This is a genomic window from Actinomadura atramentaria DSM 43919 (genome assembly GCF_000381885.1).
GTDB lineage: Bacteria > Actinomycetota > Actinomycetes > Streptosporangiales > Streptosporangiaceae > Spirillospora > Spirillospora atramentaria.
This window is the reverse complement of the sequence record NZ_KB907209.1, coordinates 13,065-28,821: the sequence shown is the minus strand read 5'-3', so window position 1 is coordinate 28,821 and position 15,757 is coordinate 13,065. Positions and strand designations below refer to the sequence as shown.

13 protein-coding genes are annotated in these 15,757 nt (G+C 75.1%); 9 read left to right on the top strand and 4 right to left on the bottom strand.

The window, feature by feature from the left end; genetic code table 11:
- Positions 1 to 10 precede the first annotated feature (10 nt).
- Positions 11 to 931 carry a LysR substrate-binding domain-containing protein gene (locus tag G339_RS0104065; protein WP_019629800.1) on the top strand — a complete coding sequence of 307 codons (921 nt, stop codon included), beginning with the start codon at positions 11 to 13 and terminating at the stop codon, positions 929 to 931.
- 3 nt (positions 932 to 934) lie between these two features.
- Here G339_RS0104065 and G339_RS0104060 read toward each other — a convergent pair whose 3' ends face one another.
- From G339_RS0104060 to G339_RS0104045, 4 genes are all read right to left on the bottom strand, one after another.
- The gene (locus G339_RS0104060) at positions 935 to 1,783 is read right to left on the bottom strand and encodes an alpha/beta hydrolase (protein ID WP_019629799.1); all 849 of its coding nucleotides are present in this window, start codon (positions 1,781 to 1,783) and stop codon (positions 935 to 937) included.
- Positions 1,784 to 1,873: 90 nt separating this feature from the next.
- Positions 1,874 to 4,426, bottom strand: coding sequence for an ABC transporter ATP-binding protein/permease (locus G339_RS39695; protein ID WP_019629798.1), 2,553 nt, complete (start codon positions 4,424 to 4,426; stop codon positions 1,874 to 1,876).
- Between the two features lie 2 nt (positions 4,427 to 4,428).
- Positions 4,429 to 5,499, bottom strand: a complete 1,071-nt coding sequence (locus G339_RS0104050) for an ABC transporter permease (RefSeq protein WP_019629797.1) — start codon at positions 5,497 to 5,499, stop codon at positions 4,429 to 4,431.
- Positions 5,496 to 7,145 carry an ABC transporter substrate-binding protein gene (locus tag G339_RS0104045; protein ID WP_019629796.1) on the bottom strand — a complete coding sequence of 550 codons (1,650 nt, stop codon included), beginning with the start codon at positions 7,143 to 7,145 and terminating at the stop codon, positions 5,496 to 5,498. Before G339_RS0104045 ends, G339_RS0104050 begins: the two co-directional genes overlap by 4 nt.
- Positions 7,146 to 7,388: 243 nt before the next feature.
- On the opposite strand from G339_RS0104045, the gene G339_RS0104040 reads away from it, so the two are divergent.
- The 8 genes from G339_RS0104040 (at position 7,389) to G339_RS0104005 (ending at position 15,648) form a co-directional block, all read left to right on the top strand.
- On the top strand, positions 7,389 to 8,996 hold the full coding sequence (locus G339_RS0104040; protein WP_019629795.1) for an ABC transporter substrate-binding protein: 1,608 nt from the start codon (positions 7,389 to 7,391) through the stop codon (positions 8,994 to 8,996).
- Positions 8,997 to 9,001: 5 nt separating this feature from the next.
- Positions 9,002 to 9,943, top strand: a complete 942-nt coding sequence (locus G339_RS0104035; RefSeq protein ID WP_019629794.1) for an ABC transporter permease — start codon at positions 9,002 to 9,004, stop codon at positions 9,941 to 9,943.
- A gap of 11 nt (positions 9,944 to 9,954) precedes the next feature.
- Entirely contained in the window at positions 9,955 to 10,869 is a 915-nt protein-coding gene (locus tag G339_RS39690) for an ABC transporter permease (RefSeq protein WP_026341109.1), read from the top strand.
- On the top strand, positions 10,866 to 12,512 hold the full coding sequence (locus G339_RS0104025) for a dipeptide ABC transporter ATP-binding protein (protein WP_240489742.1): 1,647 nt from the start codon (positions 10,866 to 10,868) through the stop codon (positions 12,510 to 12,512). The genes G339_RS39690 and G339_RS0104025 overlap by 4 nt, the downstream gene beginning before the upstream one ends.
- Positions 12,509 to 13,321 (top strand): DUF1684 domain-containing protein, encoded by an 813-nt coding sequence (locus G339_RS0104020; RefSeq protein WP_019629791.1) that lies wholly within the window; start codon positions 12,509 to 12,511, stop codon positions 13,319 to 13,321. The genes G339_RS0104025 and G339_RS0104020 overlap by 4 nt, the downstream gene beginning before the upstream one ends.
- Positions 13,322 to 13,324: 3 nt before the next feature.
- Positions 13,325 to 14,314, top strand: a complete 990-nt coding sequence (locus tag G339_RS0104015; RefSeq protein WP_019629790.1) for an LLM class flavin-dependent oxidoreductase — start codon at positions 13,325 to 13,327, stop codon at positions 14,312 to 14,314.
- 86 nt (positions 14,315 to 14,400) lie between these two features.
- A complete protein-coding gene (locus G339_RS0104010; protein WP_019629789.1) occupies positions 14,401 to 15,123 on the top strand; it encodes a GNAT family N-acetyltransferase in 723 nt (240 codons plus the stop codon).
- Positions 15,124 to 15,234: 111 nt separating this feature from the next.
- Positions 15,235 to 15,648, top strand: coding sequence for a peptidase inhibitor family I36 protein (locus G339_RS0104005; RefSeq protein ID WP_019629788.1), 414 nt, complete (start codon positions 15,235 to 15,237; stop codon positions 15,646 to 15,648).
- Positions 15,649 to 15,757 lie beyond the last annotated feature (109 nt).

The following is a 15,757-nucleotide window of genomic DNA, read 5'->3' as shown; positions in this document are numbered from 1 at the left end:
CGGAGGGACATTGCGAGAGACCGACCTGCTCAGCGGCCGCGTCAAGCTGCGGCACCTGGTCCTGGTGACCGCCATTGCCGACCACGGCAGCGTCCTGCGCGCCGCCGAGGCGCTGCACCTGGCGCAGCCCGCCGTCACGCGCAGCCTGCGCGAGGCCGAGCGGGCGCTCGGCGTCGAGCTGTTCACGCGCGGCGCGCGCGGCGTCACGCCCACCCTGTTCGGCGAGGTGTTCATCGAGCACGCCCGCGCCGTGCAGGCCGAGCTGCGCCGCGCCGGGGAGCGCATCGCCGGGCTCGCGGACGGCGCGGTCGGCACCGTCACGGTCGGGACGCTGCTGGCCGGGTCCAACGTGCTGCTCCCCCGCGCCATCGCCGCGCTCAAGCGGGAGCGGCCCGGCATCACCGTCGTCGTGCGGGAGGCGACGTTCGACACGCAGGTCCCCCGGCTGCTGGACGGCGAGATCGACCTGATCGTCGGGCGGCTCAACCCGATCGAGGACGGCCGCGCGCTCCGCCAGATCACCCTGTACGGCGAGCCGGTGCGGCTGGTGGCGCGGCGCGGGCACCCGGCGGCGTCGGCGGCGTCGCTGGCGGACCTGCTCGGCTACCCGTGGGTGCTGCCGCTGAAGCAGACGGCGCTGCGCTGGGAGCTGGAGCAGGCGTTCGCGTCCTCGGGGGTGCCGCTGCCGGAGGACCTGGTCGAATGCACGTCGGTGCTGACCGTGCGGCGGCTCGTCCGGGAGACGGACATGATCGCGGCGCTGCCGGAGCTGGTGACCGCCGCCGATCCGGAGATCGCGGCGCTGCCCGTCGAGCTGGCGGCCGTCCGCCACCAGATCGGCGTGACGCTGCCCGCGCGCCGCCCGCTGACCCCGGCGGCCCGGATCATGCTGGACCACCTGCGCGAATGCGCCGCCGAGCTGGGCGACTGAGCGCTAGAACAGCGCGAACAGCGCCTTCGCGGCGGCCGATTCGGGGTCCGCGAGGTCCAGGACGACGTCGTAGTGGTCGCGGCCGGGGACGACGAGCGTGTCCGCGCCCCAGTGCGCGGCGAAGCGCCCGGCCTGGTCGAGGAAGCCCGTCCCGTCGTGCTCGGCGACCGCGACGACGGCCGGGACGCGGCGCGCGGCGGGCAGCAGCAGCGGGCTCAGCGCCGCCGCGCGCGGCTCGTCGAGGTCCAGCCACTCGTTGACGTAGAGGCGCGTCATCGGCCGCAGGTCGAACAGGCCGCTGAACGGCAGCGCGGCCTTGACGGCGTCGGCGGGCACGCCGAACGCGTCCTGCCAGCCGTCCACCATCGTCATCCCGGTCAGGTGGCCGCCCGCCGAGCTGCCGCCGACGACGATCCGGTCCGGGTCGAGGCCGTGCGCGCGGCCGTTCCGGTGGACCCACGCGACCGCCGCGCGGACCTGCCGGACGATCTCCTCCAGCGTCGCGGCGGGCGCGAGCGTGTAGTCGGGGACGACGGTCGCGATGCCGTGTTCGTGCAGCGTCCGCGCCATGAACGCCGAGTCGTGCCGTGACAGCGCGCGCCAGTACCCGCCGTGCAGGAACACGAACACCGGCCGCGTCTCGCCGGGCACCGCGCCCCACACGTCGAGCAGTTCTCCGCTGCGCTCGTCGTAGCGGACGCCGGGGAAGCCCGGCAGCCCGTCCGTCGCCGCCGCCGACAGCTCCCGGTAGGCCGCGATGTGCCGCGCGAACAGCTCCGGACCCGCCTTGCGCTGGACGTTGTACGCGACGTCCAGTTCCTCGTCGCCCAGCTCGGCCCCCGGCCATCCCATGCGTGCGTCAGCTCCCTCGCGCCGTCAGCGGTCCGGCTCCGAGTCAACGCCCCCATAGCGGATTTCCGCAAATACCGTTTCGCGCGGCCGTTATCCCGGATTCGTTATCGGACGCGCCCGGCCCGCGCGGCGGGCGGCCTGCTCGACGGGGTCCGGGACGGGCGACGCCGCGATGAGCCGCCGCGTGTACGGGTGCTCGGGCCGCGCCAGGACGCGCCGCCGCTCGCCCTGCTCGGCGATCCGGCCGTCCAGCAGCACCGCGACGCGGTCCGCGAGGGCGTCCACGACGGCCAGGTCGTGGCTGATGAACAGCACCGCGAAGCCGAGGTCGCGCTGGAGTTCGGCGAACAGCTCCAGCACGCGGGCCTGCACGGACACGTCGAGGGCGCTCGTCGGCTCGTCCGCGACGAGCAGGTCGGGGCGCGGGGCGAGCGCGCGGGCGAGCGCGGCGCGCTGCCGCTGTCCGCCGGACAGCTCGTGCGGGTAGCGGGCGGCGAGGTCCGCGCCGAGGCGGACGGCGTCCAGCGCCTCGGCGGCGCGCCGCCGCGCCGCGCCCGGCGCCGCCCCGGCCGCCCGGAGCGGTTCGGCGATGCCGTCCCCGATCGTGCGGCGCGGGTCGAACGACGTCGCCGGGTCCTGGAAGACGAACCCGATCCGGCCCCGGACCGGCCGGAACGCCCGCTCGCCGCGCCCGCCGACGTCCGCGCCGAGCACCCGCAGCGCGCCCGACGCCGGGACGAGCCCCGCGACGGCCCGCGCGATCGTCGTCTTCCCCGACCCCGATTCGCCGACGAGCCCGAGCACCTCGCCGCGCGCGATCGTCAGGTCCACGCCGTCCACGGCGCGGAACGCGGGCCGCCCGAGCCCGCCCGGGTACTCCACGACGAGCCCGCGCGCCTCGACCAGGACCTCCCCGGCGGGCGGCGGCGACGGCGGCCGGTCCGCCGGGAGCCGCGGGACGGCCGCGAGCAGCCGCCGCGTGTACGGGTGGCGCGGGTTCGCGAACAGCTCGCGGACGGGCGCGCGCTCCACGATCCGCCCGGCGCGCATCACCACGACGCGGTCCGCGAGGTCCGCGACGACGCCCATGTCGTGGGTGATCACCACGATCGCGATGCCGCGCGCGTCGCGCAGTTCGCGGAGCAGGTCGAGAATCCCGGCCTGGACGGTCACGTCGAGCGCGGTCGTCGGCTCGTCCGCGACGAGCAGCGGCGCGTCCAGCGCGAGCGCCATCGCGATGACGACGCGCTGCCGCTGCCCGCCGGAGAACTGGTGCGGGTGGTCGCCCGCGCGCCGGGCCGCGTCCGGGATGCCGACGCGGTCGAGGAGTTCCACGGCGCGGGCGCGCGCGGCGCGGCGCGACAGCCGCCCGTGCGCGCGCAGCCCCTCCGCGATCTGCCAGCCGACGGTGTGGACGGGGTTCAGCACGGCGTTCGGCTCCTGGAACACCATCGCGGCGTCGCGGCCCCGGATTCGGCGCAGCTCGCGCGGCCCGGCGCGCAGCACGTCCCGGCCCGCGACCAGGACCCGGCCGCGCGTGCGGGCGGTCGGCGGCAGCAGCGCGAGGACGGACCGGGCCGCGACGGTCTTGCCCGACCCGGACTCCCCGACGACCGCGACGATCTCGCCGGGCGCGACGGCCAGGTCCACGTCCTCGACGGCGTGGACGTCGCCCTCGTCGGTCCGGAACGCCACCGACAGCCCCTCGACCGACAGCGGCCCCGCCGTGCCCTCGACCGCCCCGCCCGACCGGGGGCGGCGACGCCGCGCGCCGGGCCGCGCGCGCAGCCGGGGGTCGCGGACGTCGTTCAGCCCCTCCCCCAGCAGCGTCACCCCGAGGACGACGAGCGCGATGGCCGCGCCGGGGAACACGGCCGTCCACCAGATCCCGGACGCGACGTCCGACTGCGCCCGGTTCAGGTCGTACCCCCACTCGGCGGCCGAGGTCGGCTCGATGCCGAACCCGACGAACCCGAGCCCGGCGAGCGTCGTGACCGCGCCCCCGGCGTTCAGCGTGAGGACGAGCGGCAGCGTCCGCGTCGCGTTGCCGAGCAGGTGCCGCGTCAGGATGCGGCGGCGCGGCACGCCCGCGACGCGCGCCGCCTCGACGAACGGCTCGGCGCGCAGCCGGACGGTCTCGGCGCGCACGACGCGGAAGTACTGCGGCAGGAACACCACGGTCACGGTGACGGCCGCCGCCGTGAGACCCGTCCACTTCCCGGACGATCCGCCGCCGACGACGATCGCCATGACGATGGCGAGCAGCAGCGCCGGGAACGCCTGGAGCGCGTCGGCCGCGACGACGCACGCCCCGTCGAACCGCCCGCCGACGTATCCGGCGAGCAGCCCGAGCGCGGTGCCGAGCACCAGCGTCGCGACGGTCCCGAACACGATCACGAGCAGCGCGGTCTGCGTCCCCCAGACCACCCGCGACAGCACGTCGTAGCCGCCGACCGTCGTCCCGAACCAGTGCGCGCCGGACGGCGGCCGGTGCGCGCCGAAGTAGCCGTGCCCGTCGCGGAGCTGCGCGTACCCGTACGGCGCGAGCAGCGGTGCGAGCAGCGCGACGGCCGCCGCGAGCCCGGTGAGCGCCGCGCCGGCGAGCAGCATCCCGCGCTGGTAGCCGTGGCCGAGCCGCGCCATGCTCAGTACCTCACCCTCGGGTCGATGACGGCCGCGAGGACGTCCACGGCGAAGTTCGCGACGGCGACGATCACCGCGAGGACCACGACGATCCCCTGCACCGCCGCGTAGTCGCGGGCCTGGAGGTACTGCGTCAGCTCGTACCCGAGGCCCTTCCACTCGAAGGTCGTCTCGGTGAGGACCGCGCCGCCGAGCAGGTACGCGGCCTGCATCCCGATCACGGTCAGGACGGGGATGAGCGCGGGCCGCGCCGCGTGCCGCGTGGTGATCCGCCATTCGCCGACGCCCCGCGACCGGGCGGCCAGGACGTAGTCCGTCCCGAGCGTCCCGATCAGGTTCGCGCGGAACACCCGCAGGAAGATCCCGGTGCTGAGCAGGCCGAGCGCGACGGCGGGCAGGACGGCGTGCCGCAGCACGTCGCCGGCCATCGCGGCGTCGCCGAGGCGCAGTGCGTCGAACAGGTAGATCCCGCCGCCGTGCCCGCCCGCGTCCAGGTCGATCTCGTCGGCGGTGTCGAGCCGCCCGTTGACGGGCAGCCAGCCGAGCCTCGCCGCGAACACCAGCTTGAGCAGCAGACCGGTGAAGAACACCGGCGTCGCGTAGGTGAGGACGGCGAAGACGCGCAGCGCCGCGTCCGCGCCCCGGTCGCGCAGCCGCGCGGCGACCGCGCCGAGCGCCGGGCCGAGGACGAGCGCGACGACCATCGAGTACGCGACGAGTTCCAGCGTCGCCGTCCCGTACGTCGTGAGCATCGACGTGACGCGGACGCGGTCGCTGAGCGTCGTCCCGAAGTCCCCGCGCGCGAGCCCGCCGAGGTAGTCGGCGTACTGCGCGAACACGTTCCGGTCGTAGCCCGCCTCGTGGACGCGGCGGCGCAGTTCGTCGGCGGGCAGCCGGTCCCCGACGGACGCGGTGATCGGGTCGCCGGTGATCCGCATCAGGAAGAACACGGCCGTCGTGAGCAGGAACACGGTCGGCGGTATCAGCAGGAACCGGACCAGGACGTAGCGGCCGAGCCCGCCGCCGCGCCGGACGGCCGCGGGCGCGGCCGGCGCCTCCGCGAGCGCGGTCATCGGCGGGCGGCCCCCGCCCGCAGCGCCCCGAACGACAGGTTCCCGGTGGCCAGCGCCTCCCGCACCCCGGCGACCCGCGCGTCCGCGACGACGTTGGTGGCGCTCTGCACGAGCGGGACGATCGGCAGCGCGTCCGCGAGCGTCCGCTGCACGCGCAGCGCGAGCGCGGCGCGCGGCGCGTCGCCGGGCGTGGTGGCCTGCCGGTCGATCAGCTTGAGCAGCGCCGGGTCGGCGTAGTGGTTGCCGATGAAGCCCTTGTCGCCGTAGAGCGGCTGAAAGAAGTCCTGCGCGTCGAGGTAGTCGGCGTACCAGCCGAGCTGGAACAGCGGGTAGGAGTCCGCGACGCGCTGCTTGGCGTACTGCGTCCAGTCGGTGGACTGGAGGTCGACGCGGAACAGGCCGGTGGCTTCGAGCTGGCTCTTGACCAGCGCGAACTCGTCCGCGCTCGCGGCCCCGTAGTGGTCGGTGTTGTACTGGAGCCGCAGCGTCACGGGCGTCGCGACCCCGGCGTCCTTGAGGGCGGCGGCGGCCCTGGCGCGGTCCGGCCCGCCGTTCCCGTCGCCGTACGCGGCCTTGAGGACGGGGTTCCCGCCGGGCACCGCGTCGGGCAGGAACGTGTAGAGCGGCCGGTAGGTGTTCCGGTAGACCTGCGCGGCGATGGCCGGGCGGTCCACGGCGTGCGCGACCGCGCGCCGCACCGCGAGCGCCTTCGCCGGGTCGGCGTCCTTCGCCGCCGTCCCGTACGGCTGGGTGCGGAAGTTGAACGCGATGTACTGGATGCCCGTCGCCGCGCCGTGGTAGACGGTCAGCCCGCGCTTCCTGGCGAGCGAGTCGAGGCTGGCGATGGACAGCGTGCGCGAGGCCAGGTCCACCGAGCCCTGCTGCAGGTCGAGCTTCAGGTTGTCCTCGGACGCGTAGTACTTCACGTTCACCGTGGCGATCGACGGTTTGCCGAGGATGCCCTGGTAGTTCGGGTTGGCGTGGAACTGGACGAGCTGGTTGGCCCTGTACGTTCCGATCGTGTACGGCCCGGCGAACGGCCTCTTGGCGACGATCGTCGCGTCCGGCGTCACGGCCGTCGCGGAGAACACCCGGCGGTCCACGACCTGCCCGGCGGCGGACGCGAGCACCTGCGGGAACACCTGGTCGTTCGCGGACTTGAGGTGGAACAGGACGGTCGCGTCGTCGGGCGTCTCGACGCGGTCGAGGTCGTACAGCAGCGACGACGGCCCGTTCGCGTCGCCGATCTTGAGCTGGCGGTCGAAGCTGAACTTCACGTCCGCCGAGGTCAGCGGGTTCCCGTTGGCGAACTTCAGGCCCGGCTTGAGGACGGCCTTGTAAGTCTTCGGCCCGTCGAACCCGGCGGACGCCGCGAGGCTCGGCCGCAGCTCCCCGCTGCCCGCCGGGTGGTCGAGCAGCGTCGCGTAGACCTGGGTGATGACCGTGCCCGATCCGGCGTCGAACGACCCGGCCGGGTCGAGCGCGTACACCTTGTCGGTGGTGCCCACGGTCACCGCGCCGCCGGAGCCGCCGGACGCGCCCGCGTCCGAGCCGCACGCGGCGGCGAGCAGCCCGAGTGCGGCCAGCGCCGCCGCCGCGCCGCCGGTCCGTCCGCCGATCCGTCCGCCGGGTCCGGGTGTGCCCATCGCCTGCCGCCCTCTCGTTAAACCTACTAATTGAGTAGGGATAGTAGGTTAAGGGCCGAGCCGGAACCCGCGCCCGGCCACATCCGGTCGCGGGGCCGACCGCGCGGACACGGTCGAGCACTCCGCGTGGCCTGCATTTCCTACTTACCAGGTCTGTATTGACTGTTTCCTGTCCGCGTGGTTACGGTGACCGCGCCCGCCGTCCCCCGCTCCCCCTCCGCGCCGCCCCGATGGGAGACCCCCGTGACACCGACCCCGCAGCGCAGGCCCGCGCTCGCCGTCCCCGCGCTCACCGCCCTGGCCCTCGCGCTCGGCGCGTGCGGCTCCGGCGACGGCGGCGCGGCGTCCGGTGCGCCCGTCGCGGGCGGGACGCTGACCTTCGCGGTCGGCTCCGACGCCGGCTGCGTCGACCCCCAGCAGGTCGGCAGCAACGACACGATCTACTCGACGCGCCAGCTCGTGGACTCGCTCACCGACCAGGACCCGGCCACCGGCAAGATCGTCCCCTGGCTCGCGACGAGCTTCGAGGTGAACAAGGCCGCGACCGAGTTCACGTTCCACCTGCGGCCCGGCGTGACGTTCAGCGACGGGTCGCCGCTCACCGCTCAGGTCGTCAAGGACAACTTCGACGCCGTGCCGAAGCTCGGCGCGCGCGCCGTCCTGTCGACCCAGTACCTCGCCGGGTACGCCGGGACGGACGTCGTGGACGAGCACACCGCGCGCGTCCGCTTCAAACAGCCGAACGCGCAGTTCCTCCAGGCCAGCTCCACGTTCTCGCTCGGCCTGGTCTCGTCCGCGAGCACCCGCAGGACGCCGGAGCAGCGCTGCACGCAGGGCGTCGCCGGGTCGGGGCCGTTCACGCTCGCGTCGTACGTCCCGAACCAGGCGATCACGCTCGCCAAGCGCAAGGGCTACGGGTGGGGCTCGTCGCTGTGGAAGAAGACCGGCGAGGCGTACCTCGACCGGCTCGTCTTCAAGATCGTGCCGGAGTCGGGGGTGCGCACGGGCAGCCTCCAGTCCGGGCAGGTGGACGCCATCGGCAGCGTCGGCCGCGCCGACGAGGCCGCGCTGAAGGGCGCGGGCGTGCGGCTGCTGTCACGTGCCAATCCCGGTCTCGTCTTCAACGTCGGGCTGAACAACTCACGACCGCTGTTCCGCGACCCGAACGTCCGCCGGGCGATCCTCGCCGCGATCGACCGCCGCCAGATCGCCGACACCGTGTTCCCGACCGGGACGCGGCCCGCCACCAGCGTCCTCGCGCACACCACGCCCGGCTACGCCGACCTCGGGACGCTCCTGGCCGCCGACCGCGCCCGCGCCGCCGCGCTGCTGGACGGCGCGGGCTGGAAGCCCGGCCCGGACGGAATCCGCGCCAAGGACGGCGCGAAGCTGAGCTTCGCCGTCTCCTGGGCCCCCGTCGCCGCGACGAACCAGCCCGCGCTGGAGCTGGTCCAGCAGCAGCTCAAGGCGGTCGGCGTCCAGGTCGAGCTGAAGCAGATCCAGGTCGCGCAGCTCACCCGGCTCCAGCAGAGCGGCGACTACGACGCGCTGTTCGGCAACCTGACCCGCGCGGACCCGGACATCCTGCGCGGAACGTTCTCCACGAAGGGCGCGAACACCTACAAGCTCGCGCCGTCCGCCCTCGACGGACTCCTCGACAGGCAGGCGGCGACGCTCGACGCCGACGAGCGCGCCGGTTACGTCAAGCAGGCGCAGGAGACCCTGGTCCGGGACGCGTACGTCGCACCGGTCGTGGAACTGCAGACGGAACTCGGCGTCGCGAAGAAGGTCCACGACCTGGACTTCGAGGCGTCCAGCCGGGTGCAGCTCCACGACACCTGGATCGGCTGACCGCGATGCGCCGGTACGTGATCAGGCGCGTCGCCCAGGCGGTCGGCGTGCTGTGGGCCGCCTACACCGTGGTGTTCCTGGTGCTGGACTACCTGCCCGGCGACCCGGTCGCCGCGATGGCCGGGCAGGGCGACCAGACGGCCGTCGACCCGGCGCAGCTCGACCGGCTGCGCGCGCGGTACGGCTTCGACAAGCCCGTGCTCGTGCAGTACCTCGACTACCTCGGGCGGGCCGTGCGCGGCGACTTCGGCGACTCGGTCGCGACCGGGCGGCCCGTCACCGGGATGCTCGCGGCGGCCGTCCCGCAGACGCTCCAGGTCACGGTCGCGGGCATGGCGCTGGCCGTCCTGTTCGGCGGCGGCCTCGCCGTCCTCGCGACCTACACCCGGCGGCGGTGGCTGCGGAGCCTGCTGCTGTCGCTCCCGCCGCTCGGGGTGTCGGTGCCGGTGTTCTGGACGGGCCTGCTGCTGGTCGAGCTGTTCTCGTTCCGGCTCCACGTGTTCCCCGCGTTCGGCGACGACGGCCCGCGCGGACTCGTCCTGCCCGCCGTCGCGCTCGCGATCCTGCCCGGCGCGATGATCGCGCAGGTCCTCGCCAAGAGCCTGCTCGACACGTTGGACGAGCCGTACGCCCAGACGGCGCGGGCCAAGGGCGCGGGCCGCGCCCGGGTCCACCTGCGGCACGCGCTGCGCAACGCGGCGCTGCCCGCGCTGACCGTCGCCGGGGTGCTCGTCGGGCAGCTCATGGCGAACTCCGTCGTCATCGAGACGGTGTTCTCCCGCAACGGCGTCGGGCGGCTCACCGCCAGCGCCGTCACCGCGCAGGACATCCCCGTCGTGCAGGGCGTCGTGGTGTTCGCGGCGCTGGTGTTCGTCCTGGTCAACCTGGCCGTCGATCTCGTCTACCCGCTGCTGGACCCGCGGATCGCCGGCGCGGCGGCCCGCTGATGGAGGCGCCCGTGAGCCGCACGCTGAACAAGGAGCCGACGGCGGAGCCCGCCGTCCTGCGCGCCGCCGACCCGCCCGAGGCCGCGCCGCCCGGCCGCGCCGCGCCCGGTCTCGGGCGGTTCCTGCTGCGCCGACCCGGCCTGGTGCTCGCCGCGCTCGTCGCGGCGGCCGTCGTCCTGGCCGCGTTCTGGCCGGACCTGTTCACCTCGCGCGACCCGCTCACCGGCGTCCCCGCGCAGCGGTTCAGCGCGCCGGGCGGCGCGCACTGGTTCGGCACGGACGAGCTGGGCCGCGACGTCTTCGCGCGGATGGTCCACGGCGCGGCGCTGTCGATGAGGGCGACGCTGATCGCGGTCGCGCTGGCGTTCGTCGGCGGCGGGCTCGTCGGGCTGGTCGCCGGGTTCGTCGGCGGTCGCGTCGAGGGCGTGCTGATGCGCGCGGTGGACGTGGTGCTGTCGATCCCCGCGCTGTTCCTGTCGCTCGCGCTCGTCACGGCGCTCGGGTACGGGACGGTGAAGGTCGCCGTCGCGGTCGGCGTCGCGAGCGTCGCGACGTTCGCCCGCGTCATGCGCGCCGAGGTGCTGAAGGTGCGCCAGGCCGTGTACGTCGAGGCCGCCCGCTCGTGCGGCGCGCGCTGGTACACGGTCCTGGCCCGGCACGTCCTGCCGAACGCGGCCGGGCCGGTCGTCGTCCTCGCGACGCTCGACTTCGGGACGGCGATCCTCGCAGTGTCGTCGCTGAGCTTCCTCGGCTACGGAGCGCCGCCCCCGGCCCCCGAATGGGGGACGGTCATCGCCGGCGGCCGCAACTACCTGGCGAACGCGTGGTGGCTGACCGTCCTGCCCGGCGCGGTCATCGCCGCGACCGTCCTCGCCGCGAACCGCATCGCGCGGGCGCTGGACGGCGAGTGGGCGAGGCGGCGGTGAGCGCGCCCCTGCTGGAGATCAGCGACCTGGCCGTCTCCTACCGCGCCCGCGCGGGCCGCGTCGCCGCCGTGCGCGGCGTCAGCCTGGCCGTCGCGCCGGGCGAGATCGTCGCGCTCGTCGGGGAGTCCGGTTCGGGCAAGAGCACGCTCGCGCACGCCGTGCTGCGGCTGCTCGCCGACAACGCCGCGATCGACGGCGGGCACGTCCGGTTCGGCGACCAGGACATCGCGGCGCTCTCGGACCGCGAACTGCGCGCGGTGCGCGGCAGGGGCATCGGGTTCGTCCCGCAGGACCCGGCCGTGTCGCTCAACCCGGTGCTGCGCGTCGGGGACCAGGTCGCGGAGGCGCTGCGGCTGCACGGCCTGGCGACGCGCCGGTCCGCGCGGCTCGACGCCGTCGAGGTGCTGGAACGCGTCGGGCTGCCCGATCCGGCCGTCCGGGCGCGGCAGTACCCGCACGAGCTGTCGGGCGGGATGCGGCAGCGCGTCCTCATCGCCGTCGCCATCGCGGCGCGGCCCAAGCTGATCGTCGCGGACGAGCCGACGAGCGCGCTGGACGTCACCGTGCAGCGCCGCATCCTCGACCGGCTCCAGGACCTCACCGAGGAACTGGGCAGCGCCGTCCTGCTCGTCACCCACGACCTCGGCGTCGCCGCCGACCGCGCCGACCGGATCGCCGTCATGTCGCGCGGGCGGATCGTGGAGTCCGGCCCGGCGCGCCGGACGCTCGCCGAACCCGCGCACCCGTACACGCGGCGGCTGATCCGCAGCGCGCCGAGCCTCGCTACGGCCCGCGCGGCGGGGCCCGCGCCCGTCCTGGACAAGCCGTCCGGTGAACCGCCGCTCGTCGCCGCCGAGGGCCTGGTCAAGGAGTACCGGCTGCCGCGCGCGGCGGGCGCCGCGCGGACCGTCCGCGCCGTGGACGGCGTGGACCTGGAGGTCCGGCGCGGCGAGACGCTGGCGCTCGTCGGCGAGTCCGGGTCGGGCAAGTCCACGACGGCGCGGCTGGTGCTGCGGCTCGTCCCCGCGACGGCCGGGCGGATCGTGTTCGACGGCGAGGACGTCACGGCGGCGCGCGGCGCGCGGCTGCGGGCGCTGCGGCGGCGCGCGCAGCTCGTCTACCAGAACCCGTACGCGTCGCTGGACCCGCGCCTGTCGGTCGGCGCGACGATCACCGAGCCGCTGCGGGTGTTCGGCGTCGGGGACCGCGCGTCCCGGACGGCCCGCGCCCGCGAGCTGCTGGACCGCGTCGCGCTGCCCGCCGACGCGCTGCGCCGCCGCCCCGCCGAGCTGTCCGGCGGCCAGCGGCAGCGCGTCGCCATCGCCCGCGCCCTCGCGCTCTCCCCCGACCTGGTCGTCTGCGACGAACCGGTGTCCGCGCTGGACGTGTCCGTGCAGGCCCGCGTGCTGGACCTGCTCGCCGAACTCCAGGCCGACCTCGGCGTCGCGTACCTGCTCATCTCCCACGACCTGGCCGTGGTGCGGCAGGTCGCGCACCGCGTCGCCGTCCTGCGCGCCGGGCGGGTCGTGGAGACCGGCGCGACCGCCGACCTGTTCGACCGCCCGGCGCACCCGTACACCCGCGAACTGCTCGCCGCCATCCCCGGCGGCGGCCGCCGTCCCCACTCCGAGGAGTCGCCATGACCGCCCCCACCGCCGAGACCGCCGAGCCGCGCCGCGCCTGGGAGGCGTGGCGCGACGCGCACCACGCCCGCATCGCCGACCCGCACGGGTTCCTCGCCGTCACCGCGCTGCACTGGCTCAGCGAGGAGCCGCAGCGGCTGTCGGGCGCGCCGGGCGTCTGGTCCACCGGGCCGGACGGCGTCACCGTCGCGCTGGACGACGGCGAGGAGATCTTCGTGGACGGGAAGCCCGTGCGCGGCGTCCACCACTTCGGGGTCATTCCCGAGCGCGTCAGCGTCACGGCGCTGTGGGGCGAGGCGGCGATCGAGGTCGCCAAGCGCGGCGGCCGCGACATCGTCCGCCCGCGCCACCCCGACAACCCGCTGCGGCTCGCGTTCGAGGGCACGCCCGGCTACGACTTCGACCCGCGCTGGGTCGTCACCGGCCGGTACGTCGCGTTCGACGCGCCCCGGCCGACGACGGTCGGCGCGGCCGTCGAGGGCCTGGAGCACGTCTACGACGCGGTCGGCCGCATCGAGTTCGAGATCGACGGGACGCCGCTCGCGCTGACCGCGTTCGACTCGGGCAGGACCGGGAACCTGCTCGTCCTGTTCACCGACGAGACCTCCGGCGTCACGACGTACGCGGCGAACCGGACGCTCCACGTCCCCGCCCCCGAGCCCGGCGGCACGGTCGTCCTCGACTTCAACCGCGCCGCGAACCTCCCCTGCGCCTACACCGACCTGGCGACCTGCCCGCTGCCGCCCGCCGAGAACCGGCTGCCGGTCGCCGTCGAGGCCGGGCAGAAGATCCCGTACGAGCGGGCCTGACCGATGGCCGTGGAATCCCTGTCCTTCCTGTCGCCGGGCAACTATCCCGACGACGACCCGTACTCCGGCCTCGAAGACACGCTCGGGCTGTTCGAGTTCGGCGAGCGCGAGGGCTACGACGGCGCGTGGATACGCCAGCGCCACCTGGAGCACGGCGTCTCGTCGGCGGCGGTGTTCCTGGCCGCCGCGAGCCAGCGCACCGAGCGCATCCGGCTCGGCACGGCCGTCATCCCGATCGGGTACGAGAACCCGTTCCGGCTGGCCGAGGACCTGTCCACGGTGGACGTCCTCGCGCGCGGACGGCTCCAGGCCGGGTTCAGCACCGGCATGCCGCACGCGGACCTGCTCGGGGACGTCGTCCACGACGGCGACTGGCGCGCCTACGACCTCGGGTACGGCCGCGTCGCGCGCGTGCTGGACCACCTGCGCGGCGACTACCTCGGCGGCCCGGACACCCGCATCCAGTCGCCCGGCAACGTCCAGCGCCCGCGCCTCCAGCCGTACAGTCCCGGGCTGCTCGACCGCGTCTGGTACGGCGGGACGAGCCTGCGCTCCGTCCGCTGGGCCGCCGAGCACGGCCTGAACCTGCTCACCGGCAACATCGTCGCGGGCGAGACCAGCGACGACTTCGCCACCGCGCAGCTCGCGCTCATCGAGGAGTACCGGCGGCTGCGGCCGGCGGGCCGGGTCGCGGTCGGCCGCGTCGTCGTCCCGCTGGACGGCGCGGACGCGGCGACGCGGCGGCGCTACCTCGCGTACGCGGCGAGCCGCCACGAGCGGACGCTCAAGCCGCACGGCGAGCGGCGGCTGCTGTTCGCCCCGGACCTGGTCGCCCCGGCGGCGGAGATCGCGGAGCGCCTGCGCGCCGACAAGGCCGTCGCCGCCGCCCCCGAACTCCGCCTGGAACTCCCCTACGAGTTCGACCGCGCCGACTACGAGCAGATCCTCCACGACGCCCGCCACGCGGTAGCCCCGGCCCTCGCCCCCGCCTGAGCCGCCGCGTTCCGCCGCCCGCCCAGGTCCGGGGCGGCGGGACGCGGCACCTACACTGACCCGGTCTCCGACGACGAGGAGGACCGATGTCCGAGGCGTTCGCGCCCACCGCCCCCGACGATCCCGCGGACCCGGCCCGCGTCCTGGACGACCCGGTCCGCGCCGCCCTCACCGGCCCGCACGCCCGGTTCGCCGAGCGGCGCGGCGCGGTCGTGCGCTACCAGGCGGACGTGTGCCCGTTCTACTCGCTCCCGGCCGATCCGGGCCCGGCGGACTGGGCGGACGTCGCCGCGCTCGCGGGCCCGGGCGGCTTCGTCCTGCTCACCGCGCCGGCCGCGCCCCCGGACGGCTGGACGACGGAGCTGGACCTGCCCGGCGTCCAGCTCACCGACGACGGGATCGAGGGCGCGGCCGACCCCGAGGCCGTCCGCCTGACCGCCGCCGACGTCCCCGAGATCCTGGACCTGGTCGAGCGCACCCGCCCTGGACCGTTCCTCCAGCGCACCGTCGAACTCGGGAACTACTTCGGCCTGCGCGAGGACGGCAGGCTGGTCGCGATGGCGGGCGAGCGGCTGCGCCCGCCCGGCTGGACGGAGATCAGCGCCGTCTGCACCGACCCCGGCCACCGCGGCCGCGGCCTGGCGACGCGCCTGATCCGGACGGTCGTCGCGGGGGTCCGCGAGCGCGGCGAGCGCCCGTTCCTCCACGCCGCCGCCGACAACACGGGCGCCATCGCCCTGTACGAGGCGCTGGGCCTGACGCTGCGGCGCCGCCCGACCTTCTACGCGGTCCGGGTTCCTCCCGCCTGAACCCCGCCCGAACCACCACGGGAAGACCAATAACCACATAGGGCGATTGAATCGTTTCTTTCGGTTACGAGAGCGTAGGGGCGCCATGAACCGACAGCCCGTGGAGGCAGCATGCGTCTCTCCCACCCCCTGCGCGCCGTGACGGCGACCGCCGCCGGAGCCCTCGCCCTCGGCGCCCTCCCGGCCGCCGCGTCGGCGAGCCCGGCCCGGCCGCTCCCGCACGGCGTCGTGCGGCTGGCCGACAGCCGGCCGTGCCCGCGCGCGGTCCTGTGCCTCTACCGGGACTACGGCCGGTCCGGCCCGGCGTACGCCGTCCGGCCGGGCTACCCGGTCGAGCTGTCCCGGCTCCCGATGTCCGGGCGCACGGCCGCGAACAACGTCTCGTCGTGGGTGAACAACACCCGCTGGCGCGTCGTGCTCGTGGATACCGACCGCCACACGGCGCACGTCGTCGGCCCGCGCAGCGGCTACGAGGAGCCGTGGTCGAACAACGACACCGAGGACCTGGTGCTCTGGCTCCCCTGACCTGACGCTCCACCGATCCGGCGGACGTGCCCCAACCCGGGCGCGTCCGCCTTTTCGCGTCCCTAGGCACGTAGAGTGTCCTGTGATAGAAAACAGACGTCCTAACATT